28 protein-coding genes are annotated in these 22392 nt (G+C 34.4%); 25 read left to right on the top strand and 3 right to left on the bottom strand.

Annotated elements, in window-relative coordinates; translation table 11 throughout:
• The 3 genes from ACQYZ7_RS08785 to ACQYZ7_RS08775 all read right to left on the bottom strand — a co-directional run bounded on the left by ACQYZ7_RS08785 (nt 1) and on the right by ACQYZ7_RS08775 (nt 7921).
• Nucleotides 1-3057, bottom strand: a complete 3057-nt coding sequence (locus tag ACQYZ7_RS08785; protein WP_430729380.1) for a SusC/RagA family TonB-linked outer membrane protein — start codon at nt 3055-3057, stop codon at nt 1-3.
• Between the two features lie 129 nt (nt 3058-3186).
• Complete coding sequence (locus tag ACQYZ7_RS08780) at nt 3187-4692, bottom strand: SusD/RagB family nutrient-binding outer membrane lipoprotein (RefSeq protein WP_430729379.1); 1506 nt, start codon at nt 4690-4692, stop codon at nt 3187-3189.
• Nucleotides 4693-4705: 13 nt separating this feature from the next.
• Entirely contained in the window at nt 4706-7921 is a 3216-nt protein-coding gene (locus tag ACQYZ7_RS08775; RefSeq protein ID WP_430729378.1) for a SusC/RagA family TonB-linked outer membrane protein, read from the bottom strand.
• A gap of 363 nt (nt 7922-8284) precedes the next feature.
• Between ACQYZ7_RS08775 and rpsL the strand changes: the two genes are divergently transcribed.
• The 25 genes from rpsL to secY all read left to right on the top strand — a co-directional run bounded on the left by rpsL (nt 8285) and on the right by secY (nt 22392).
• Nucleotides 8285-8665 (top strand): 30S ribosomal protein S12, encoded by a 381-nt coding sequence (gene rpsL, locus ACQYZ7_RS08770; protein WP_115900422.1) that lies wholly within the window; start codon nt 8285-8287, stop codon nt 8663-8665.
• Nucleotides 8666-8697: 32 nt separating this feature from the next.
• Nucleotides 8698-9174 (top strand): 30S ribosomal protein S7, encoded by a 477-nt coding sequence (gene rpsG / locus ACQYZ7_RS08765; protein WP_100925426.1) that lies wholly within the window; start codon nt 8698-8700, stop codon nt 9172-9174.
• Nucleotides 9175-9179: 5 nt separating this feature from the next.
• Entirely contained in the window at nt 9180-11297 is a 2118-nt protein-coding gene (gene fusA, locus ACQYZ7_RS08760; protein WP_430729377.1) for an elongation factor G, read from the top strand.
• A gap of 5 nt (nt 11298-11302) precedes the next feature.
• Entirely contained in the window at nt 11303-11608 is a 306-nt protein-coding gene (rpsJ, locus tag ACQYZ7_RS08755) for a 30S ribosomal protein S10 (protein WP_024740605.1), read from the top strand.
• Between the two features lie 291 nt (nt 11609-11899).
• The gene (gene rplC, locus ACQYZ7_RS08750; protein ID WP_430729376.1) at nt 11900-12517 is read left to right on the top strand and encodes a 50S ribosomal protein L3; all 618 of its coding nucleotides are present in this window, start codon (nt 11900-11902) and stop codon (nt 12515-12517) included.
• The gene (gene rplD / locus ACQYZ7_RS08745; RefSeq protein ID WP_430729375.1) at nt 12517-13146 is read left to right on the top strand and encodes a 50S ribosomal protein L4; all 630 of its coding nucleotides are present in this window, start codon (nt 12517-12519) and stop codon (nt 13144-13146) included. Before rplC ends, rplD begins: the two co-directional genes overlap by 1 nt.
• 8 nt (nt 13147-13154) lie before the next feature.
• Nucleotides 13155-13445, top strand: coding sequence for a 50S ribosomal protein L23 (rplW, locus tag ACQYZ7_RS08740; protein WP_115900426.1), 291 nt, complete (start codon nt 13155-13157; stop codon nt 13443-13445).
• A gap of 11 nt (nt 13446-13456) precedes the next feature.
• Entirely contained in the window at nt 13457-14281 is an 825-nt protein-coding gene (gene rplB, locus ACQYZ7_RS08735) for a 50S ribosomal protein L2 (RefSeq protein ID WP_430729374.1), read from the top strand.
• A 6-nt stretch (nt 14282-14287) separates the two neighbouring features.
• Entirely contained in the window at nt 14288-14566 is a 279-nt protein-coding gene (gene rpsS / locus ACQYZ7_RS08730; RefSeq protein ID WP_028890729.1) for a 30S ribosomal protein S19, read from the top strand.
• 9 nt (nt 14567-14575) lie between these two features.
• Nucleotides 14576-14980 (top strand): 50S ribosomal protein L22, encoded by a 405-nt coding sequence (gene rplV / locus ACQYZ7_RS08725; RefSeq protein WP_115900428.1) that lies wholly within the window; start codon nt 14576-14578, stop codon nt 14978-14980.
• A gap of 11 nt (nt 14981-14991) precedes the next feature.
• Nucleotides 14992-15708, top strand: coding sequence for a 30S ribosomal protein S3 (rpsC, locus tag ACQYZ7_RS08720; protein ID WP_115900429.1), 717 nt, complete (start codon nt 14992-14994; stop codon nt 15706-15708).
• A gap of 19 nt (nt 15709-15727) precedes the next feature.
• The gene (rplP, locus tag ACQYZ7_RS08715; RefSeq protein ID WP_115900430.1) at nt 15728-16159 is read left to right on the top strand and encodes a 50S ribosomal protein L16; all 432 of its coding nucleotides are present in this window, start codon (nt 15728-15730) and stop codon (nt 16157-16159) included.
• A 12-nt stretch (nt 16160-16171) separates the two neighbouring features.
• Complete coding sequence (gene rpmC / locus ACQYZ7_RS08710) at nt 16172-16363, top strand: 50S ribosomal protein L29 (protein ID WP_028890733.1); 192 nt, start codon at nt 16172-16174, stop codon at nt 16361-16363.
• A gap of 18 nt (nt 16364-16381) precedes the next feature.
• Nucleotides 16382-16639 carry a 30S ribosomal protein S17 gene (gene rpsQ, locus ACQYZ7_RS08705; RefSeq protein ID WP_099215304.1) on the top strand — a complete coding sequence of 86 codons (258 nt, stop codon included), beginning with the start codon at nt 16382-16384 and terminating at the stop codon, nt 16637-16639.
• Between the two features lies 1 nt (nt 16640).
• Nucleotides 16641-17009: a 50S ribosomal protein L14 gene (gene rplN, locus ACQYZ7_RS08700; RefSeq protein WP_099215305.1), complete on the top strand. Its 369-nt coding sequence runs from the start codon at nt 16641-16643 to the stop codon at nt 17007-17009.
• A gap of 14 nt (nt 17010-17023) precedes the next feature.
• Nucleotides 17024-17338 carry a 50S ribosomal protein L24 gene (rplX, locus tag ACQYZ7_RS08695; RefSeq protein ID WP_430729373.1) on the top strand — a complete coding sequence of 105 codons (315 nt, stop codon included), beginning with the start codon at nt 17024-17026 and terminating at the stop codon, nt 17336-17338.
• Nucleotides 17339-17340: 2 nt separating this feature from the next.
• On the top strand, nt 17341-17892 hold the full coding sequence (rplE, locus tag ACQYZ7_RS08690; RefSeq protein WP_430729372.1) for a 50S ribosomal protein L5: 552 nt from the start codon (nt 17341-17343) through the stop codon (nt 17890-17892).
• Nucleotides 17893-17896: 4 nt separating this feature from the next.
• Nucleotides 17897-18166, top strand: a complete 270-nt coding sequence (rpsN, locus tag ACQYZ7_RS08685) for a 30S ribosomal protein S14 (protein ID WP_028890738.1) — start codon at nt 17897-17899, stop codon at nt 18164-18166.
• A gap of 375 nt (nt 18167-18541) precedes the next feature.
• On the top strand, nt 18542-18940 hold the full coding sequence (gene rpsH, locus ACQYZ7_RS08680) for a 30S ribosomal protein S8 (RefSeq protein WP_430729371.1): 399 nt from the start codon (nt 18542-18544) through the stop codon (nt 18938-18940).
• Nucleotides 18941-18956: 16 nt separating this feature from the next.
• Nucleotides 18957-19502 (top strand): 50S ribosomal protein L6, encoded by a 546-nt coding sequence (gene rplF, locus ACQYZ7_RS08675; RefSeq protein WP_430729370.1) that lies wholly within the window; start codon nt 18957-18959, stop codon nt 19500-19502.
• Between the two features lie 18 nt (nt 19503-19520).
• Nucleotides 19521-19871, top strand: coding sequence for a 50S ribosomal protein L18 (gene rplR, locus ACQYZ7_RS08670; RefSeq protein WP_430729369.1), 351 nt, complete (start codon nt 19521-19523; stop codon nt 19869-19871).
• 8 nt (nt 19872-19879) lie between these two features.
• Nucleotides 19880-20404: a 30S ribosomal protein S5 gene (gene rpsE, locus ACQYZ7_RS08665; protein ID WP_115900437.1), complete on the top strand. Its 525-nt coding sequence runs from the start codon at nt 19880-19882 to the stop codon at nt 20402-20404.
• A gap of 11 nt (nt 20405-20415) precedes the next feature.
• Nucleotides 20416-20598, top strand: a complete 183-nt coding sequence (gene rpmD / locus ACQYZ7_RS08660) for a 50S ribosomal protein L30 (RefSeq protein ID WP_430729368.1) — start codon at nt 20416-20418, stop codon at nt 20596-20598.
• Nucleotides 20599-20610: 12 nt separating this feature from the next.
• The gene (gene rplO / locus ACQYZ7_RS08655; protein WP_115900439.1) at nt 20611-21060 is read left to right on the top strand and encodes a 50S ribosomal protein L15; all 450 of its coding nucleotides are present in this window, start codon (nt 20611-20613) and stop codon (nt 21058-21060) included.
• Between the two features lie 12 nt (nt 21061-21072).
• Complete coding sequence (secY, locus tag ACQYZ7_RS08650; protein WP_430729601.1) at nt 21073-22392, top strand: preprotein translocase subunit SecY; 1320 nt, start codon at nt 21073-21075, stop codon at nt 22390-22392.

Here is a 22392-nt window from a genome sequence, read left to right as displayed (position 1 = left end):
TTAAAATTTAAGATTAATACCAAAAGATATTGTTTTAACAGGAGGGGTAGTAAGTGTTGTATTTCCTGTATCTGCATCTATGTTTTCAGGATCATACTTTAAGTGTTCATCTTTTACCCAAGTATATAGGTTTGTACCTCTAGCGTAAATTCTTAAGCCGTCTACATTGATTAATTTTGTAATTTCAGGATTGAAGTCGTAACCAAGTGTAACATTTTTTAACCTAAAGTAATCACCATCGTGTAAAAATTTAGAACTAGTTTGAAAGTCTCTACCAGTGTATTCAAATTTTCCAAATCTTGTTTGATCCCCAGGTTGTTGCCATCTATCTAATAATGTATTATACCCTTGGTATAAAGCAGAAGAATATAAATCAGTACCTTGAGTGTACCTAGCCCAGTTTTCATACATCTTATGACCACCAGCATAATATCCGTTAGCATTTAAGAAAAACCCTTTATAATCGATGTGAATATTCATTCCTGCAGTTAAAGTAGGTAAAATACTAGCTCCTTGGAATACGTTTTCTGCTTCATTGTAGTTAGCAGTTCTTGCCCCATCAACACCATTTATGTACCACTCTTCGTTACCATTGTCAGGGTTAACACCTGCCCATGTTGGCATAAAAAACTCGTAAACAGTATGGCCAACTTGTACTTTTCTAGTAGAACTTTCTATGTTAAGATCTTCTCCATTTAAGTCTTTAGCTAATTCTAATACTTCATTTTCATTAGAAGCTAAGTTACCACCTAAAGAGACATTAAAATCATCTGATTTTATGATATCAAAATTTAATTCTAATTCAATACCTTTATTTTCCATCCTACCAATGTTTCTTGTTTGTGAGGTAAGACCGATAGTGTTAGAAATAGGTACGTTTAATAATAAGTCTTTAGACTCTCTTCTGTAGTAACCTAACGAACCAGTAATTCTATTATTTGCAAGACCAAAATCCATACCTAAATCTAATGTATGAGATGTTTCCCAAGATAAATCTGGATTACCAAAGCTAGTTGGATATGAAGCACCTTCACCTGCATAATCAGCATCATAATCTATTAATGCTTGATAAGAATTTAAATTAATGTTAGAGTTTCCTGTTACACCATAAGAAGCTCTAAGCTTTAAATTATTAACGAAGTTAACATTTTGCATAAAAGACTCTTTGTGTAAATTCCATCCAGCTCCTACCGACCAGAAGTTACCCCACCTGTTTTTAGCAGAAAATCTAGAATTAGCTTCTCTTCTGTAGGTTGCGTTAAGTACATATCTACTGTTAAATGCATTATAGCTAAACATTCCTAAGTATGATGCAACTGCCCAATCAAAAAACTCAGAAGTTGCGTCAGTAGGGTTTCCTGCTGAAGCTAAGTTTGTCAAGCCTCTATCAGTAAAATTGTTAGCACCAGCATATAAATAGTAGTTTCTATTTTTTTGCCATTCTTGAAGTAACTTCATGTCAACCTTATGATCGTCATTAAAGTTTAAAGTATAGTCTAATGAGTTTTGAAAAACATATGTAACATAATTGTATACAGATTGTGCAGCAGCACCGTTTGTTGAATCACCATCACCACTTATAGGGTTTTGATAACTTTTATAATTGTTTGTTAGATAATCTATATTGGCACTACTTGTAAAAGTTAAGTTTTCAATAGGAGTTTCCCATGTAGCTGTATTATTAGAAATAATTCTAGTTAACTTGTTTTGGATAATGTCTTCCTGAGCAACCCATAAAGGATTTGGTAAAGAAGTGTTCAAGTTAATGCTACCATCAGCATTATAGGCTTGATCAATAGAAGGCATAAAATATTTAGCTGTTCTAGGAGAAGAAAAATAAGCACTTGTTTCTAATAAACCATCTTGGTTACTATAAGAGGCAGTATTATTAGAACTAAACTTTATTTTATCTGTTAATTTTTTAGATACATTTAAAGATCCACTAATTCTGTTAAAATCTGATCCAATAACTGTAGCTTCTTGATCAAAATAACCTAAAGAAGCATAGAATGTAGAATTTTCATTACCTCCGCTAGCTGAGAAGTTATATTCTCTTATGGCTGCATCTTTATTAGTAATTAAATTAGCCCAATTTGTCTCAGGACTACCAGCATCTCTCCATGCTTGATAAGCAGCACCATATGGAGTGTTAGCTCTAGCAAAAGCACCAGCTTCTTCAACAGTATTTAAACCATAAGAAGCTCCAAATGTATTGTAAACTGCTTCATAAAATAATCGTTCTCTTTGAGCTCCTGTTAAAGGGGTTGGGCCATCAATTGCATCGTTAGAAAAACCATAATAAGTATTAAAATTAAAACTTGTTTTTCCTTCCTTTCCAGACTTTGTTGTTATTACGATTACTCCATTGGCTCCTCTAGCTCCATAAGCTGCAGTTGCAGAAGCATCTTTTAACACTGTAATGCTTTCTACGTTATCGCTATTGATACTAGCTAGTGCTGATAATGAAGAACCAGTAGTTGTACCACTAATATCAGGATTATTCATTGGTACTCCATCAATCACGTATAAAGGTTCATTACCAGCAGTAATAGAACTAATACCTCTAATTCTAATATCAGTAGTAGAACCAGGAGTTCCTGAATCACCACTTAAGGTTAAACCAGCCACACGACCTTGTAAAGCTTGGTCTACGGTAGCCACAGGTGTCTGTTCAATAGCTTCTTTACTAAGTTGTACAGTAGAACCTGTTACATCAGATTTAGAAGCAGTACCATAACCCATAACTATGATTTCATCTAATACGTTATCACTAGCCATTAAAACATTAACTTGGTTAGATGCTCCAATAGTTTTTTCGGTAGTTTTCATACCTACAAAACTAAAAACTAAAACATCGCCAGTTTTAGCTTGAATAGCATAGTTTCCATCAAAATCGGTTTCAGTACCTTGTGTAGTACCTTTTTTTAAGATTGTAACTCCAGGTAGCGGGCCAGTTTCATCAGAAACAGTACCTGAAATTGTCTTCTCTTGTGCAAAGGATATTTGCACAATTAACGCTAGGAATAGCGTTAAAATTCCATTAAACTTTGTTCTCATTATGTAATTATTTGAATTAATTAGGTGCTAAAGTCATAAATATATCTTAAATAAACAATTTTTTAACATAAAAAAACGCCCTGACATCAGGGCGTTTTAATAAATGTGTTTGTTTTAGATTATAATATATTAATTTACATCCCAAAATAATTTAGACATCATAGTATCTCCATCAGAGAGCCCTTGTCTAGCAGTATCCCAATTAGAATTATTTAATAACTGCTCCTTTTGAGGATAAGTAACTCTATTAGGTATTGTATTCAAATCAGGTACAAGAGTGGTAAATGTAGCAGAACCATAAGTGTCACCTGGAACAGTTAATGTATTAGGGTAGCCAGTTCTTCTGTATTCTGTCCATGCTTCTAAACCGTCCATATAGAGAGCTATGTATTTTTGGGTTAAAACAGTTTCTTGATTAGCTGCAGGTAAATTAGCTATATAAGAATCAGCATCAGTATTTGATACACCCCAGAACACCATTGAAGCTTTTACTCCGTTCTCGTAATTAGCTTGATTCCATCCATTGAATTCAGATCTAATAAATTCTATCTCAGAATAAGTAAGCATAGGTTGCTTGTAGTTTTGCTTGATTATATCTGAACTAGGAATTCCTTCGTCACTCACAGCTCTAGCTGTAGCATTTCCAAAGCCATATGGTAAACCTACTATTTCAGTAGTTCCTAAGCGAGTGTCAAAATATTGAGTTGTTCGAGGGTCTTCTTCAGTAATTGAAGTAAAAGGACCTACTCGATTATATAATAACTCTGTAAAAGATAGTGCAGGCCCAAAATCTCTTCTTGCTTCTACTGTAAATGCTTGATGCCAAGGACCTCCAGTGATATCATCTAAACCATAAGTGAAATTTGCTTCATCAGCACTAGAATTAAAAGCTTTTGAATCAGATTCATTAAAAACTTGCATAGCTAAAGCATTGTTTATACCACTAATATGGGCAGCTAATCTAAGTCGTATTGAATGAGCAAAAGAAATCCATTTATCAGGATTCCCATCATATAAATGATCCCCGTTATTAAATACTGTTTTAGAATCGTCCATTTTATTGGCAGCATCTAGTAATTCTGCTAAAAGATCTTCATAAATAGTTTGAGCGTCAGTATAAGCAGGGCTTGTTACTCCTTCTTCTAGTCGTAATCCTTCAAAAGCAGCATTATCTCTTTGTCCATAACTCCAATAAGGGGCGTCACCAAAAGTATCAACTAATTTAGAAAATGTAAAAGCCATCATTATTCTTGAAGCTTGTATTTGATTGTTATTATCGCCATAAGTAGCCATTAAGTCAGAAGTTTGAGGGTCTTCTACTAATTCTATAGCTTTTTTTAAGTCAGTTAAAATACGATAAGGCCACTCCCATAAATCATCTATTTGGGATGTTCTAAGTGCGTATCTATTTTCGTCAGTATAGAATGTTTCAGCCCAATATTGAGCAAATCCTAGGGTTCCTCTAGCTCCTGTCCATTGATCATTTAATTCATAGGCTAAATCGAATTGAGCACTAGTTACTAAATGTGTTGAAGGGGCTACCTCTGGATTATCAGGATCGATAATGTAATCTGTATCACATGCTAAAAATGAACTTAGCAAAAGTGAAGCGAATATATATTTTATTTTTTTCATCTTATTTTATTATTTAGAAAGATAAGTTTAAGTTCATACCAAAAGATCTTACAGAAGGTTGTAAACCACCTTCTAAACCTTGAATATTGCCTGAGCCAGTCGATACTGTTTCTGGATCAATACCGTCATAATCAAGCCCCCATGTATATAAATTTCTACCAAAGAAACTAAGTCTAGCTTTATCAAAAACTTTTAAAAACTCTCCTTTAAAAGTGTAACCAAGAGAGATCTCTCTTAATTTATAGAAGTCAGCGTCAAAAACATTTTGAGCATCAGGAGTACCGTTACCACCATAATGATAAGCACCGTAATCTGCTGCTGAAATTCTTGTAGTATTAGGAGCTGTGTTTGTAACAGTGTAGCTGTTGCCGTTATCGTTATAAGTAATAGTTCCAGTTACCCCAGGTAATACTATACCATCCTCTCTAATGTTATTATCAACAGTTCCTTGTAACATACCAGAGTACATACCCCATTGATGTGTTGTAGAGAAATATTTACCACCTTTACTCATTTCTATTAAGACCCCTAAATCAAAATTTTTGTATTTAAAAGAGTTACGTAAACCAGCTGTGAAGTCAGGATTAGTGTTTCCTAATGGGACAAGATCTCTCGTAGCTGCATAAGCTCCATTGCTGTTAATAACTTTATTACCTTGATCATCATAAATGAAGTCGGTTCCCATAATGGTAGCATAGGGATTTCCCACGGTAGCAGCTAATTGAGCTTGAAACGGAGCGTTTGATAAAAGTATTGAGCTTAAACCATCTTGTAATTCAACTAATAAGTTTTCGTTTTTAGCAAAATTTAAATCAATATCCCATTTAAAATTTTCACTAACAATAGGTTTTAAGCCTAATTGAACCTCTATACCTTTGTTAGTCATTTTACCAGCATTAATCCATTGAGAACCATAGCCAGAACCAAAAGAAAGGTCTACAGGTATGATTTGATCTGTTGTTTCATTGTTATAATAAGTAACGTCAAGATTTACACGTCTATTTAAGAAGTTTAATTCAGCACCTACTTCCCAAGTAGTAGTAGTTTCATTTTTTAAATTAGGGTTTAATAATCTTGAAGGTACTGTAACTCTACCGTCTCCTTTGAAAGAATCATCTAAAGATAAGGTTCTAATAATTCGATAAGGGTTGGTGTCGTTACCTACTTGAGCCCATCCTAATCTTAATTTACCGTAGTTAAACCAATCAACATTAGGTAGAAGAACATCATTAAAAACCCAAGCTAAGGAAGCTGAAGGATAAAAATAAGAATTGTTATCTTCTGGTAAAGTAGAAGACCAATCATTCCTTGCAGTCAAATCGATAAATAATTGATTAGCAAAAGCTAAGCTAACACTTCCGAATAGGCTGTTTACAACTTTTTGAGAATTATCTGAGTCTTTTACTAATAATCCTAAACTATTATTCATATTGTATATGTTAGGAACAGATAATCCTCCAGTGGTTTGGTTCATTCTGTAATTCAAAGTATTATTTCTTTTATTTGCTCCAAATAAAGCTGAGAGTTTGAAGTTGTTAGAAATATCTTTTTTATAATTTGCTGTAAATTCGTAGTTATATTCTTTAAAATCATAAGTTCTCTCTAGGTATTGAGATTGAGCTTGAGAACCTATAGCAACTCTCTCTGAGTTTCTAAAATTATATGTATCTGCATAAATACTCCCCTTAACACTTAAGTCATCAGTGATTTGATAGCTTAAACTAGCGTTTCCGTAAACACGAGTTCTATTGTCGGTTGGAAGGTTTTCGTTTGCAGTCCAATATGGGTTGTCAGAATAGTTTGGTCTAGCGTCATTCCAAGCAATTCTATTCCAAGTTCTTTGAGTACCATCATCATTTTTATACTTCTGTAGTCTTTTGTAGTCCAATTGTCTTTGTCCCCATTGAAAGAATTTTTGAGTCACGCTATTATCGTCATAACCTATAACAGGTCTTGTTCCAGATGTTTGTACATAGTTAATAGTGCTTACAGCTGTTAATTTGTCTGATAATTTTTGGTTTATGCTGAATTTAGCAAAGTGACGATTAACCTCAGTGTTTGGAACAATACCTGTGCTCTCTTGTAATCCTGCTGAGAATAATACGTTTCCTTTATCAGTAGCAGAAGTTAAAGTTATGTTGTTGTTTGTTGCAATACCGGTTTTGAAGAAAGAGTCTACATCATTTTCAGGAGCAACCCATGCTCGTGGTTTTAAATAATCATTAGGAAAGCTAGCTTGATCGAAAGCGTCCCAGTGTAAAACCTTTAAATTTGGGTCGTATTTAGGCCCCCAGCTCTCATCTGTGTCATAAGCAACTAGCATATACTCAGTGCCATTGATTGTTTGTGTGGCAAAGCCATTTCTACCACCATCTGCATCAGAAATTATAGAACCACCACCATATTCTCTTTGTAATTTAGGTAATATAGCAACTTCCGAAAAAGTAATAGATGAATTAATGTTCACTCCTAATTTCTTTGAATTTTTACCAGTTTTTGTTGTTATCAAAATAACACCGTTAGATGCTCTAGATCCATACAAAGCTGCTGCTGCACCTTTCAATACGGTTACAGTTTCTATGTTGTTGGGGTCTATATCGTTAATTGTACTACCAAAATCAATACCACCAGCTCCTCTTTGAGCGTCTTCAGTATTGAAATTAGAATTGTCCATAGGGATACCATCAATAACAAAAAGAGGTTGGTTTTCTCCTGTAACAGAGTTTGTTCCTCTAATTAAAATTCTTTGAGATCCACCTAGGTTTCCAGAAGGAGAGTTGATCTTTAATCCAGCAACTTTACCTGATAAAGCACTAACGGCATTATCATTTTGTGCAGCGTTTAGTTCGTCTGACTTTACTTTAGGAGCGGCAAAAGCTAAGGCTCTTTCACTTCTTGATTGGCCTAAAGCAGTAACAACAACTTCATCAAGTACATTGTCGTTAGTCATTGATACGTTTATGGTGTTAGAGTTTCCAACTGTTTTTTCTGTAGTTTTCATTCCAACAAAACTGAAAATAAGAATATCTCCAGTAAAGGCTTTGATAGAAAATTTTCCGTCAAAATCAGTTTCAGTACCTATTGTACTTCCTTTTTTTAATATTGTAACTCCAGGTAGTGGGCCTGTTTCGTCAGAAACTGTACCTGAAATCATTTTTTCTTGAGCAAAGGATATTTGCACAATCAACGCAAATAGTAGCGTTAAAATTCCATTAAACTTTGTTTTCATTATGTAATTATTTGAATTAATTGAGTCAAAAATCATAAATAAAACTTAAAAAAACAAGGTATTTGTTAAATTATTCTAAAAATAAGATATTGTTTTTGTGTTAAGGTTAGTCTTTGTTGTTTTTTTTGAGAATTATTTAGTTTATTAACACTTGATTTAATAAAGGTTTGTTGTCTTTTTTTTATGTTTTGATAATATTGATAAAAGAATTTAGAGAAAGGTGGTATAATTAATGATAGAGTTGTGTGTTGTTTTTGAAAAATAACTTCTTGATATTTGAATAATTAGAAAATTATCGTACATTTGCACACTCTTAAAATTAGAGTAATTTAAGTACAAATTAAAAACAAGTAATAATTTAGTATGCCAACTATTCAACAATTAGTTCGTAAAGGAAGAACCAAAATAACTAAGAAGAGTAAATCGGCTGCATTACAATCATGTCCTCAAAGACGTGGAGTTTGTACGCGTGTGTATACCACTACACCTAAGAAACCTAACTCAGCAATGCGTAAGGTAGCAAGGGTAAGATTAACAAACGGTAACGAAATCAACGCGTATATCCCAGGTGAAGGACATAACTTGCAAGAGCACTCGATAGTATTAGTTAGAGGTGGAAGGGTAAAAGATTTACCAGGTGTTAAATATCACGTGGTACGTGGAGCATTAGATACTGCAGGAGTTGAGGGTAGAACCCAACGTAGATCTAAGTACGGTGCAAAACGCCCTAAAGACAAAAAGTAAAAATTAATTAGTAACTTTTTTAATGTAAAGACATGAGGAAAAGAAGAGCTAAAAAAAGAGTTTTGTTACCGGATCCTAGATTCAATGATCAATTAGTTACACGTTTTGTGAATAACTTAATGTGGGACGGTAAGAAATCTGTAGCATTCAAAGTGTTTTACGATGCAATGGATATCGTAAATGAAAAGAAAACTGACGAAGAGAAGTCAGCTTTAGAAATTTGGAAAGATGGTTTGTCCAATGTGATGCCTCACGTAGAAGTTCGTTCTCGTAGAGTAGGTGGAGCAACATTTCAAATTCCAATGCAAATTCGTCCAGACCGTAAGGTTTCTATGGCAATCAAATGGATGATTTCGTATGCGCGTAAGCGTAATGAAAAAACAATGGCACAACGTTTAGCTGCAGAAGTATTAGCTGCTGCTAAAGAAGAAGGTGCTGCTGTTAAGAAAAGAGTAGATACTCACAAAATGGCTGAAGCTAACAAGGCATTCTCACACTTTAGATTTTAATAGAAATGAGTAGAGATTTAAAATTTACAAGAAACATAGGTATTGCTGCGCATATTGATGCAGGAAAAACTACAACAACTGAACGTGTTCTTTTCTATACAGGAGTTTCTCATAAAATCGGAGAGGTGCATGATGGTGCTTCTACAATGGACTGGATGGAGCAAGAAGCTGAAAGAGGTATTACAATTACTTCTGCAGCTACTACTTGTACTTGGCAGTTTCCTTTAGAGAATGCAAAGCCATTGCCTGAGACTAAAGATTATCACTTTAATATAATTGATACTCCAGGTCACGTTGATTTTACTGTAGAGGTGAACCGTTCGTTACGTGTATTAGATGGATTAGTGTTCTTATTCTCTGCAGTTGATGGAGTTGAGCCACAGTCTGAAACTAACTGGCGTTTAGCTGATAACTATAAAGTACCTCGTATTGGATTTGTTAATAAGATGGACCGTCAAGGTGCTAACTTTTTAGCAGTATGTCAACAGGTAAAAGATATGTTAAAATCTAATGCAGTGCCAATCGTATTAAATATTGGTGATGAAGCAGATTTTAGAGGTATTGTTGATTTAGTTAAGAACCGTGCTATTGTATGGCATGATGATAACTACGGATCAACTTTTGATGTTGTAGATATTCCAGAAGAATTAAAAGAAGAAGCTCGTGAGTTACGTGGTAAGTTAATCGAAGAGGTTGCTGCTTATGACGAAAACTTATTAGAAAAATACATGGAAGATGAAGATTCTATTACAGAAGAAGAAGTGCATGCTGCACTTAGAGCTGCTGTAATGGATATGTCTATAATTCCTATGGTTTGTGGATCTTCATTTAAAAATAAAGGGGTACAGTTTTTATTAGATGCTGTATGTCGTTATTTACCTTCTCCTGTAGATAGAGAGAATATTATAGGTACTAACCCTGATACAGGCGAAGAAGAAATTCGTAAGCCAGATGCAAAAGCACCATTTTCAGCTTTAGCATTTAAAATTGCTACCGATCCTTTTGTTGGTCGTTTAGCATTCTTCCGTGCGTATTCAGGTCGTTTAGATGCTGGTTCTTACATCTTAAATAACCGTTCAGGTAAAAAGGAGCGTATTTCTCGTATCTATCAAATGCACTCTAACAAGCAAAATGCAATCGATTATATCGAAGCAGGTGATATTGGAGCGGCGGTAGGATTTAAAGATATCAAGACTGGAGATACTATGTCTGATGAAAAACATCCTATTGTTTTGGAATCTATGGATTTTCCAGATCCTGTAATTGGTATCGCTGTTGAGCCTAAAACTAAAGCTGACGTTGATAAATTAGGAATGTCTTTAGCTAAGTTAGCAGAAGAAGACCCAACATTTACTGTGAAAACAGATGAAGCTTCAGGGCAAACTGTAATTTCAGGTATGGGTGAGTTACACTTAGATATTATTGTTGACCGTTTAAAACGTGAGTTTAAGGTTGAAGTAAATCAAGGACAACCACAAGTAGAGTACAAAGAAGCTTTAACAGCTGTCGCAGATCACAGAGAAGTTTATAAAAAGCAATCTGGTGGACGTGGTAAGTTTGCTGATATTGTATTTACTATGGAGCCTGCAGATGAAGGTGTAACAGGATTACAGTTTGAATCTACTATTAAAGGTGGTAACATTCCTAAAGAATTTGTTCCATCTGTAGAAAAAGGATTCAAAGAAGCAATGAAAAATGGTCCTTTAGCTGGTTATGAAATGGATTCGATGAAAATCACTTTAAAGGATGGATCTTTCCACCCTGTAGATTCTGATCAATTATCATTTGAATTAGCTGCTAAAATGGGTTATAAAGCTGCTGCAAAAGCTGCAAGAGCTGTAATCATGGAGCCAATCATGAAATTAGAAGTGTTAACACCTGAAGAAAACATGGGTGATATCGTTGGGGATTTAAACAGACGTCGTGGTCAAGTATCTGATATGTCAGATAGAGCAGGGTCAAAAGTTGTAAAAGCTACGGTACCATTATCAGAAATGTTCGGTTATGTAACATCATTAAGAACATTATCTTCTGGTAGAGCAACTTCTACTATGGAATTCTCTCACTATGCAGAAACTCCAAGTAACATTTCAGAAGAAGTAATCGCAAACGCTAAAGGTTAATTAAGATGAGTCAAAAAATTAGAATAAAGTTAAAATCTTACGATTATAATTTAGTAGACAAGTCTGCTGAAAAAATCGTAAAGACAGTAAAGAGTACTGGAGCTGTTGTAAACGGTCCAATTCCTTTACCAACAAATAAAAAGATTTTTACAGTATTACGTTCACCACACGTAAACAAAAAATCAAGAGAGCAATTTCAATTATCTGCTTACAAGAGATTATTAGACATTTATAGTTCTTCTTCAAAAACTATTGATGCGTTAATGAAACTTGAGTTACCAAGTGGAGTTGAAGTTGAGATCAAAGTATAAGTAAATCAATAACTTTCGGTTTAATTTTGTTAAGCCGAAAGTTTTTTTTATTTTTGCACACCGAAATTTTGGTTTCGGAGTGTGAAAATTTCTGGAAAGTATTCAGAAATTACATGTCCTGAGGGTTTCGCGAAGGAAAAACGGTAAAAAACAAATTCAGAGAGTGAAGATGTTTTCGCTCTTTTTTTTTGAGAAATTTAAAGGAAAAATAAGAAACATTTGTTTCAAATATTTATTTTATTAATAGACGCGCTGGATAAAAAATATCTAATCGTCTGAAAATTAACAAATATGTCTGGGTTAATAGGAAGAAAAGTAGGAATGACCAGCTTATTCGATGAGAACGGGAAGAATATTCCTTGTACTGTAATCGAAGCAGGTCCTTGCGTTGTTACCCAAGTCAGAACCGAAGAGGTTGACGGCTATAACGCGTTACAACTTGGTTTCGATGACAAAAAAGCAAAAAGCTCTAATAAAGCTTTAGATGGTCACTTTAAAAAAGCTGGTACATCTGCTAAAAGAAAAGTCATTGAATTTCAAGGATTCGAAGGTGAGTACAAATTAGGTGACTCAATTACTGTTGAACACTTTGCTGAAGGGGAATTCGTTGATGTATCAGGAGTTTCTAAAGGTAAAGGTTTTCAAGGTGTTGTTAAACGTCATGGTTTTGCCGGAGTTGGACAAGCAACTCACGGTCAGCATAACCGTTTAAGAGCTCCAGGTTCAATTGGTGCAGCATCTTACCCTGCAAGAGTATTCAAAGGAATGCGCATGGCAGGTCGTATGGGTGGAGACAAAGTAAAAGTTCAAAATTTAAGAGTTTTAAAAGTGGTTGCAGATAAGAATCTTATCGTAGTAAAAGGAGCTATTCCTGGTCACAAAAACGCTTATGTAACTATCGAGAAATAATGAAAGTAGCAGTATTAGATATTACAGGAAAAGATACTGGTAGAAAAGTTGAACTTTCTAGCGAGGTATTCGGAATTGAGCCAAATGATCACGCAATTTATTTAGATGTAAAGCAGTATTTGGCTAATCAAAGACAAGGTACTCATAAATCGAAAGAAAGAGCTGAGATTGCTGGTAGTACAAGAAAGATTAAAAAACAAAAAGGAACTGGTACAGCTCGTGCGGGTAGTATCAAGTCTGGTGTTTTTAGAGGTGGTGGACGTATGTTTGGTCCAAGACCAAGAAACTATTCTTTTAAGTTAAATAAAAACTTAAAGCGTTTAGCACGTAAATCAGCTTTAAGTATTCAAGCAAAAGAAAACAATTTAGTAGTTGTAGAAGATTTCAATTTTGAAGCTCCAAGAACTAAAGAGTTTATCAATGTATTAAAAGCTTTAGAATTAGACTCTAAAAAGTCTTTATTCGTATTAGGTGAAGAAAGTAAGAATGTTTACTTATCATCTCGTAACTTAAAAGGTTCTAAAGTAGTAGATGCTTCAGGTATTAACACATATAGCGTTTTAAATGCTAGTAAAGTAGTTATTTCTGAAAGCTCTTTAGAAGGAATTGAGTCTAATTTAAGTAAATAGGGAACAAGATGAGTATTTTAATTAAACCTATTATTACAGAAAAAGCTACAAATGATAGCGAGTTAAATAACCGTTATACATTTGTTGTAAATAAAAAAGCTAACAAATTAGAAATCAAAGGAGCTGTTGAGGCTACTTATGGTGTAGCGATTGAATCTGTAAAAACAATGAACTATCCTATTCAAAGAAAAACTAAATACACTAAAAAAGGTTTAGTTACAGGGATAACAAGTGGGTACAAGAAAGCAATCGTTCAGTTAGCTGAAGGAGAAACTATTGATTTTTATAACAATCTTTAAGAAAAGACAGAATGTCAGTTAGAAAATTAAAACCAATAACACCAGGTCAGCGTTTTAGAGTTGTAAATGGGTTCGACACCATTACTACTGATAAGCCGGAGAAATCTTTATTAGCTCCGAAAAAACGATCTGGAGGTCGAAACAATCAGGGTAGAATGACTACACGTAACATCGGTGGAGGTCATAAACAAAAATACCGTATTATCGATTTTAAAAGAGATAAGCAAGGTATTCCTGCAACAGTAAAAACTATCGAGTACGATCCAAACCGTACTGCATTTATTGCATTAGTTAGTTATGCTGATGGTGAAAAACGTTATGTAATTGCACAAAACGGATTAAAAGTAGGTCAAACAATCATTTCAGGAAAAGAAGTAGCACCAGAAGTTGGTAATGCTATGTACTTAAGTGAGATTCCTTTAGGTACTACAATTTCTTGTATAGAGTTACATCCAGGTCAAGGAGCTGTTATGGCTCGTTCTGCTGGAGCTTTTGCTCAATTAGTTGCAAAAGAAGGTAAATACGCAACAGTTAAGTTGCCTTCTGGAGAAACAAGATTTATCTTATTAACTTGTATGGCTACAATTGGAGTAGTGTCTAATTCAGACCACCAATTATTAGTTTCAGGTAAAGCAGGTAGAAGTAGATGGTTAGGAAGAAGACCAAGAACTAACGCAGTAAGAATGAACCCAGTTGATCACCCAATGGGAGGTGGTGAAGGACGTTCTTCTGGAGGGCATCCAAGATCTAGAAACGGTATTCCTGCTAAAGGATATAAGACTAGATCAAAGACCAAAGCTAGTAATAAGTATATCGTAGAACGTAGAAAGAAATAATAAACCATGGCAAGATCATTAAAAAAAGGACCTTACGTTCACTATAAGTTAGAGAAAAAAGTGTTAGCTAACGTAGAAGCAGGTAGTAAGTCAGTTATCAAAACTTGGTCTAGAGCAAGTATGATTACCCCTGATTTCGTAGGACAAACAATTGCAGTTCACAACGGACGTCAGTTTGTACCAGTTTACGTTACTGAAAACATGGTAGGTCATAAATTAGGCGAATTTTCACCAACACGCTCATTTAGAGGACACGCTGGTGCAAAAAATAAAGGTAAAAAATAGTAGGAAATTATGGGAAGTCGTAAACATAACATGGCAACACAGTTAAAAGAAGCTAGAAAGTCTAGAGCTTTTGCTAAATTAACTAATTGTCCTACATCACCAAGAAAAATGCGCTTGGTAGCAGATTTAGTAAGAGGAGTAGAAGTTGAAAAAGCTTTACAAATCTTAAAATTCAGTTCAAAAGAAGCATCACGTAACTTAGAAAAGTTATTATTATCAGCTATTGCTAACTGGCAAGCTAAAAATGAAGATGCAAGTATCGAAGATGCTGGATTATACGTAAAATCAATTTGTGTTGATAGCGCAGGTATGTTAAAAAGGTTAAGACCAGCTCCACAAGGTCGTGCACATAGAATTCGTAAGCGTTCTAACCACGTAACTTTAGAGTTAGGAACTAAAAATAACAGTAATTAATCAAAGTAGAAATGGGACAAAAGACAAATCCAATAGGAAATCGTTTAGGAATTATCAGAGGATGGGAATCTAACTGGTATGGTGGAAATGACTACGGAGATAAGATTGCTGAAGATGATAAGATAAGAAAGTATTTATATGCTAGATTATCTAAAGCAAGTGTATCAAGAGTTATTATTGAGCGTACTTTAAAACTTGTAACCGTTACTATCACTACTGCACGTCCAGGTATCATTATTGGTAAAGGAGGTCAAGAGGTAGACAAGTTAAAAGAAGAGCTTAAGAAAATTACTGGTAAAGAAGTTCAAATCAACATTTTCGAAATTAAACGCCCAGAATTAGATGCAAAATTAGTTGCAGCTAGTGTTGCTCGTCAAATCGAAAACAGAATTTCTTACAAGCGAGCTACTAAAATGGCAATCGCAGCTGCAATGAGAATGAATGCAGAAGGAATTAAAGTGCAATTATCAGGTCGTTTAAACGGAGCTGAAATGGCACGTTCTGAGCATTACAAAGAAGGAAGAATTCCTCTTTCTACCTTTAGAGCAGATATCGATTATGCACTTGTTGAAGCACATACTACATACGGAAGAATCGGTGTGAAAGTATGGATTATGAAAGGTGAGGTTTATGGAAAACGTGAATTATCTCCATTAGTTGGACTATCTAAGCAAAAAGGTAGTGGAAACAAAGGTGGTGGTAAACGTCAACCTCGCAGAAGAAAATAATTTTTAAAAGAAATTAACAATGTTACAGCCAAAAAGAGTAAAATACCGTAAGGTACAGAAGGCGAAAGGAAATATGAAAGGTAACTCTGGTAGAGGTACTGAACTTTCTAACGGAATGTTTGGTATCAAATCATTAGACCAGAACTTACTTACCTCTCGTCAAATTGAGGCAGCTCGTATTGCGGCAACTCGTTATATGAAAAGAGAGGGGCAACTTTGGATTAAAATTTTCCCAGATAAACCTATCACTAAGAAACCATTAGAGGTACGTATGGGTAAAGGTAAAGGTGCACCTGACCATTTTGTAGCAGTTGTAAAACCAGGTAGAATTTTGTTTGAAATTGGTGGAGTACCAATGGAAGTAGCAAAAGAAGCTTTACGTTTAGCAGCGCAAAAACTTCCTGTAAAAACGAAGTTTGTAATAGCAAGAGATTTTGATTATAACGCTTAATTCTATTAGATCATGAAACAATCAGAAATTAAAGAATTATCAACAGCTGACTTACAAGAAAAGCTAGGGGCGTTGAAGAAAAATTATACTGATCTTAAGATGGCTCACGCCATAACTCCATTGGAAAATCCATTAGAGTTACGCAGCTTAAGAAAAACTGTAGCAAGAATTGCTACAGAGTTAACTAAAAGAGAATTACAATAATTCTAGTCAGTTTTAAAGATGGAAAAAAGAAATCTTAGAAAAGAGAGAATCGGTGTAGTATCTAGTAACAAGATGGAGAAATCTATCGTTGTAAACGAGGTAAAAAGAGTAAAGCACCCAATGTACGGAAAGTTCGTATTAAAGACTAAGAAGTACGTTGCACATGACGAGAATAACGATTGCAACGAAGGTGATACTGTAAGGATCATGGAAACACGTCCTATGAGTAAATCTAAACGTTGGAGATTAGTAGAAATCCTAGAAAGAGCTAAATAATATGTTACAGACAGAATCAAGATTAAAAGTCGCAGATAACACTGGAGCAAAAGAAGTTTTAGTGATTAGAGTTTTAGGAGGAACAAAAAAGCGTTACGCTAGCGTTGGAGATAAAATCGTTGTATCGGTAAAATCTGCAACTCCAAACGGAACTGTTAAGAAAGGTCAAGTATCTCGTGCAGTTGTTGTTCGTACTAAGAAAGAAGTTAGACGTAAAGACGGATCATATATCAGATTTGATGATAATGCTTGTGTACTTTTAAATCCTACTGAGGAAATGAGAGGAACACGTGTATTCGGACCTGTGGCTCGTGAATTACGTGAGAAACAATTTATGAAAATAGTATCATTAGCACCTGAGGTGTTATAAAATCAGATTTTAAAATGAAAAAATTTAAAATTAAATCAGGAGATACTGTTAAAGTTATAGCAGGAGATCACAAAGGATCTGAAGGGAAAGTTTTACAAATTCTTAAAGATAAGGATAGAGTAGTAGTAGAAGGTGTAAATATGGTGTCTAAACACACTAAACCAAGTGCTGCAAATCCACAAGGAGGAATTGTAAAGAAAGAAGCTCCATTACATATATCAAACGTTGCCTTAATCGAAAATGGTGAAACAGTAAGAGTAGGGTATGACTTTGATAAGGAAAGTGGAAAGAAAGTTAGAGTTTCAAGAAAATCAGATAAAGCAATATAACAATGAGTTACGTACCAAGATTAAAAGAAGAGTACAAGAGCAGAGTTATCAAAGCTCTTACTGATGAATTTGGTTATAGCAATGTAATGCAAGTACCTAAATTACAAAAAATCGTTGTAAGTAAAGGTGTTGGTGCAGCTATAGCAGATAAGAAATTAATAGAATATGCAATTGATGAGTTAACAACTATTACAGGTCAAAAAGCAGTATCTACAATTTCTAAAAAAGACGTTGCAAACTTCAAATTACGTAAAGGAATGCCAATTGGTGCAAAGGTTACGTTAAGAGGAGATAAAATGTACGAATTTTTAGATAGATTAGTTACAGCTTCTATACCACGTGTAAGAGATTTTAACGGAATCAAAGCAAACGGTTTTGATGGTAGAGGTAATTACAACTTAGGAATTACTGAACAAATCATCTACCCTGAGATTAATATTGATCAAGTGAAAAAAATTAGTGGTATGGATATTACTTTTGTAACATCTGCAAACACTGATAAAGAAGCTAAATCACTATTAGGAGAATTAGGTTTACCATTTAAAAAGAATTAATAAGATGGCTAAAGAATCAATGAAAGCGCGTGAGCGCAAAAGAGCTAAAATGGTTGCAAAGTATGCTGAAAAGAGAAAAGCTTTAAAAGAAGCTGGAGATTATGAAGCGTTACAAAAGTTACCAAAAAACGCATCACCAATTAGAATGCACAACCGTTGTAAACTAACTGGACGTCCAAAAGGATATATGCGTCAGTTCGGAATTTCACGTGTTACTTTCCGTGAAATGGCTAACCAAGGATTAATTCCAGGAGTAAAGAAAGCAAGCTGGTAAAATAGCTCTTTAGATACAAAAAACAAGGTGTACAACAAAACAAAGTTGTACACCTTTTTGTGCTTAATATGAAGTTGTGATAAGCAGTTTTTTTGAGTTTCATTTTAGATTAAACATACTTGTGAAAACGTAATATTTTGATACTAAAAATGATAATTACCAAAAAGGTTTGATTTTCAAAAAGTTTATGTATATTTGCACACTGTTTTTGTGAGGTAAATTGCGCCTTGTAAGTAAATACTTGTAATAGTATAATGCCTACGAGATTTTACCTTAAAAAACGAAAAATAAATATTAACTGGTTTCAGGTTTAGTAACTGTAATTTGTCAAGTGAAATAAGGTAGCTAAAAACCAAAACCGCAATTTAATTAACTATGTATACAGATCCAATCGCGGATTTTCTTACTCGAGTGAGAAATGCTATCGCAGCAAATCACAGAGTAGTTGAAATTCCTGCTTCAAAGTTGAAGAAGGAAATGACGAAAATTTTGTTCGATCAAGGTTACATTTTAAGTTATCAGTTCAATGAAGATAAAGTTCAAGGAACTATTAAGATAGCTTTAAAATACGATCGTGATACGAAAGAATCAGTAATCAGAAAGATTCAAAGAATTTCTACACCAGGTTTACGTAGATACGTTGGCGCTAAAGAAATGCCAAGAGTATTAAACGGATTAGGTATTGCAATTGTTTCTACATCAAGAGGTGTAATGACAAACAAAAAAGCAAGACTAGAAAACGTTGGTGGAGAAGTATTATGTTACGTTTACTAAAAAAACATTTTGTAAGATGAGTAGAATAGGAAAAAATCCAATCGCATTGCCACAAGGTGTTGAAGTAAAAGTAGACGGAAATGTGGTTACAGTAAAAGGAAAATTAGGAGAGTTAACTCAAGAAATTAAGTCTGGAATTACTGTAAAAGTTGAAGATGGTACAGTCACTTTAGAAAGACCATCAGAAAGTAAAGATCATAGAGCTGCACATGGTTTATACCGTGCTTTAATCAATAACATGGTTGAAGGTGTAAGTAAAGGTTTTACTAAAGAATTAGAGTTAGTAGGTGTTGGTTATAGAGCATCTAACCAAGGGCAAAAATTAGATTTAGCCTTAGGTTTCTCTCACAACATTGTTTTAAATTTAGCTCCAGAGGTTAAGGTTGAAACTATATCTGAAAAAGGTAAGAATCCAATCGTAAAATTAACTTCACATGACAAACAATTAGTTGGTCAAGTTGCAGCAAAAATTCGTTCATTCCGTAGGCCAGAGCCATACAAAGGAAAAGGAGTTAAGTTTGTAGGAGAAGTATTAAGAAGAAAAGCAGGTAAATCTGCATAATAAATAAGAGAAATTATTATGGCATTATCAAAGCTTGAAAGAAGACAACGAATTAAGTATAGAATTAGAAAGATCGTTACAGGAACAGCTGAAAAACCAAGGTTATCAGTTTTTAGAAGTAACAAAGAAATCTATGCTCAGTTAATCGATGACGTTGCTGGTGTAACATTAGCATCTGCATCATCAAGAGATAAAGAAATTACATCTAGTTCTAAAGCAGAAGCGGCTACAGCTGTAGGAAAAGCAATTGCTGAAAAAGCTGTTAAAGCTGGTGTAGGTACTGTTGCTTTTGACCGTAACGGATATTTATATCACGGTAGAGTTAAAGTATTAGCAGACGCTGCAAGAGAAGCTGGTTTAAAATTTTAAGAAATTATATTATGTTAGGATATAAAAACGTAGAAAGAGTAAAACCAAGCGGATTAGAGCTTGTAGATAAATTAGTAGGTGTACAACGTGTTACCAAAGTAACTAAAGGAGGTAGAGCATTTGGTTTCTCTGCAATCGTAGTAGTAGGAGACGGTAACGGAGTTGTAGGTCATGGATTAGGAAAGTCTAAAGATGTTTCTTCTGCAATTGCAAAAGCAGTAGAAGATGCAAAGAAAAATTTAGTACGTATCCCTATTTTAGAAGGAACATTACCACACGAGCAAAAAGGTAAATTTGGTGGAGCGAAAGTATTCGTTAAGCCTGCTTCACACGGTACCGGGGTTATTGCCGGTGGTGCTGTACGTTTAGTATTAGAAGCTGTTGGTATTAAAGATGTATTATCAAAATCTCAAGGATCATCAAACCCTCATAACGTAGTAAAAGCAACTTTTGATGCTTTATTACAGTTACGTAGCGCGGCAACTATTGCTAAGCAAAGAGGTATATCTTTAGAGAAAGTTTTTAACGGTTAAAATTTAAGACGATGAGTAAAATTAGAGTTACACAAGTAAAAAGTAAAATCGGTCGCCTTAAAAATCAAAAAAGAACGTTAGAGGCGTTAGGTTTACGTAAAATGAACCAAACTGTAGAACATGATGCATCAGCTACAATTTTGGGTATGGTAAGTAAAGTTTCACACTTAGTTTCTGTTGAAGAAATTAAATAAGACAATATAAAGATGAGTTTACATAACTTAAAACCAGCAGCAGGATCTACAAAAAGCGGTAAAAGAATCGCTCGTGGAGAAGGTTCTGGTCACGGAGGTACCTCTACAAGAGGACATAAAGGAGCTAAATCTCGTTCTGGTTATTCTCGTAAAATAGGATTTGAAGGAGGGCAAATGCCACTTCAAAGACGTGTGCCTAAATTTGGTTTCACTAACATTAATCGTAAAGAGTATGTTGGTGTGAATTTAGACAAGTTACAATCATTAGTAGATAACGGAAAGATAACAGATACAGTTAGTTTAGATGTTTTAGTAGAAAACAGATTAGCTCGTAAAAACGACTTAGTAAAAATATTAGGTGGTGGAGAGTTAAAAGCTAAATTAAATATAACTGTACATAAATTTACAGCATCAGCTAAAGCGGCTATTGAAGCAGCAGGAGGTGAAGCAGTAACATTATAAGAATTGTAAATGATGAATTTTATAAATACTTTAAAAGACATTTGGAAGATTGAAGAGTTAAAAGAGAAATTACTTTTAACCTTAGGTTTAATCGCTGTTTACCGTTTTATGGCAGCAGTTCCATTACCTGGAATTGATCCTACTCAGTTATCAGCATTAAAAGACAGTACTGACAGTGGACTTTTAGGTTTATTAAACGCATTTACAGGAGGGGCATTTGCTCGAGCGTCAGTAATGGCACTTGGTATAATGCCTTATATTTCTGCATCGATTGTAGTTCAGTTAATGGGTATTGCGGTACCATATTTACAAAAACTACAAAAAGATGGAGAAAGTGGACGTAAGAAGATTACGCAAATAACAAGATGGCTTACTATTGCTATTACATTGTTTCAAGCGCCAACCTATATTGGAGTAATTCAAAATCAAATGGGTTTACCGCAAGAAGCATTTTTAGTAACAGGAGCAACATTTTGGATATCATCTATCATTCTTTTAAGTGCAGGAACAATTTTTGCAATGTGGTTAGGAGAGCGTATTACTGATAAAGGAGTTGGTAATGGAATATCATTATTAATTACGGTTGGTATTATCGCAAACTTCCCAGCAGCATTTATACAAGAATTAGTTTCTAAGCAAACTGCAGGTGCTGGAGGAATTATGATGATTTTAATCGAATTAATAGTTTGGTTTGTAGTAATCTTGTTAACCGTATTATTAGTTACAGCTGTACGTAAAGTAGCCGTTCAATACGCACGTCGTACAGCAGTTACAAACATTAAAGATGTTGATGGCGCAAGACAGTACATTCCATTAAAATTGAATGCAGCTGGAGTAATGCCAATTATTTTTGCACAAGCTATTATGTTTTTACCAATAGCATTAGGGCAAAAGTACCCAGCATTAAACAGTTTAACTGATATTAACGGTTTATGGTATAACGTTATATTTGCTTTATTAATTATTGTCTTTAGCTACTTCTACACAGCTATTACTATTCCAACGAATAAAATGGCAGAAGACTTAAAGAGAAGTAATGGTTTTGTTCCAGGGTATAAACCAGGTGAAGAAACAGCTAGCTTTTTAGATTCAGTGTTGTCGAAAATCACATTACCAGGATCTATATTTTTAGCAGCTTTATCTATTTTACCAGCAATCATTGTAAAATTTGGGGTTACTCAAAACTGGGCAATGTTTTATGGTGGAACATCATTAATCATTATGGTAGGAGTTGCAATCGACACAATACAGCAAATAAACTCGTATTTATTAAACAGTCGTTATGATGGTTTAATGAAAACAGGTAACAGTAACAGAAAATCATTAAAATAA

Origin of the sequence: Tenacibaculum sp. SDUM215027, assembly GCF_050566205.1 — a bacterium.
GTDB lineage: Bacteria > Bacteroidota > Bacteroidia > Flavobacteriales > Flavobacteriaceae > Polaribacter.
Note: the sequence above shows the minus strand (reverse complement) of the source record. Positions and strands in the feature narration are given on the sequence as shown.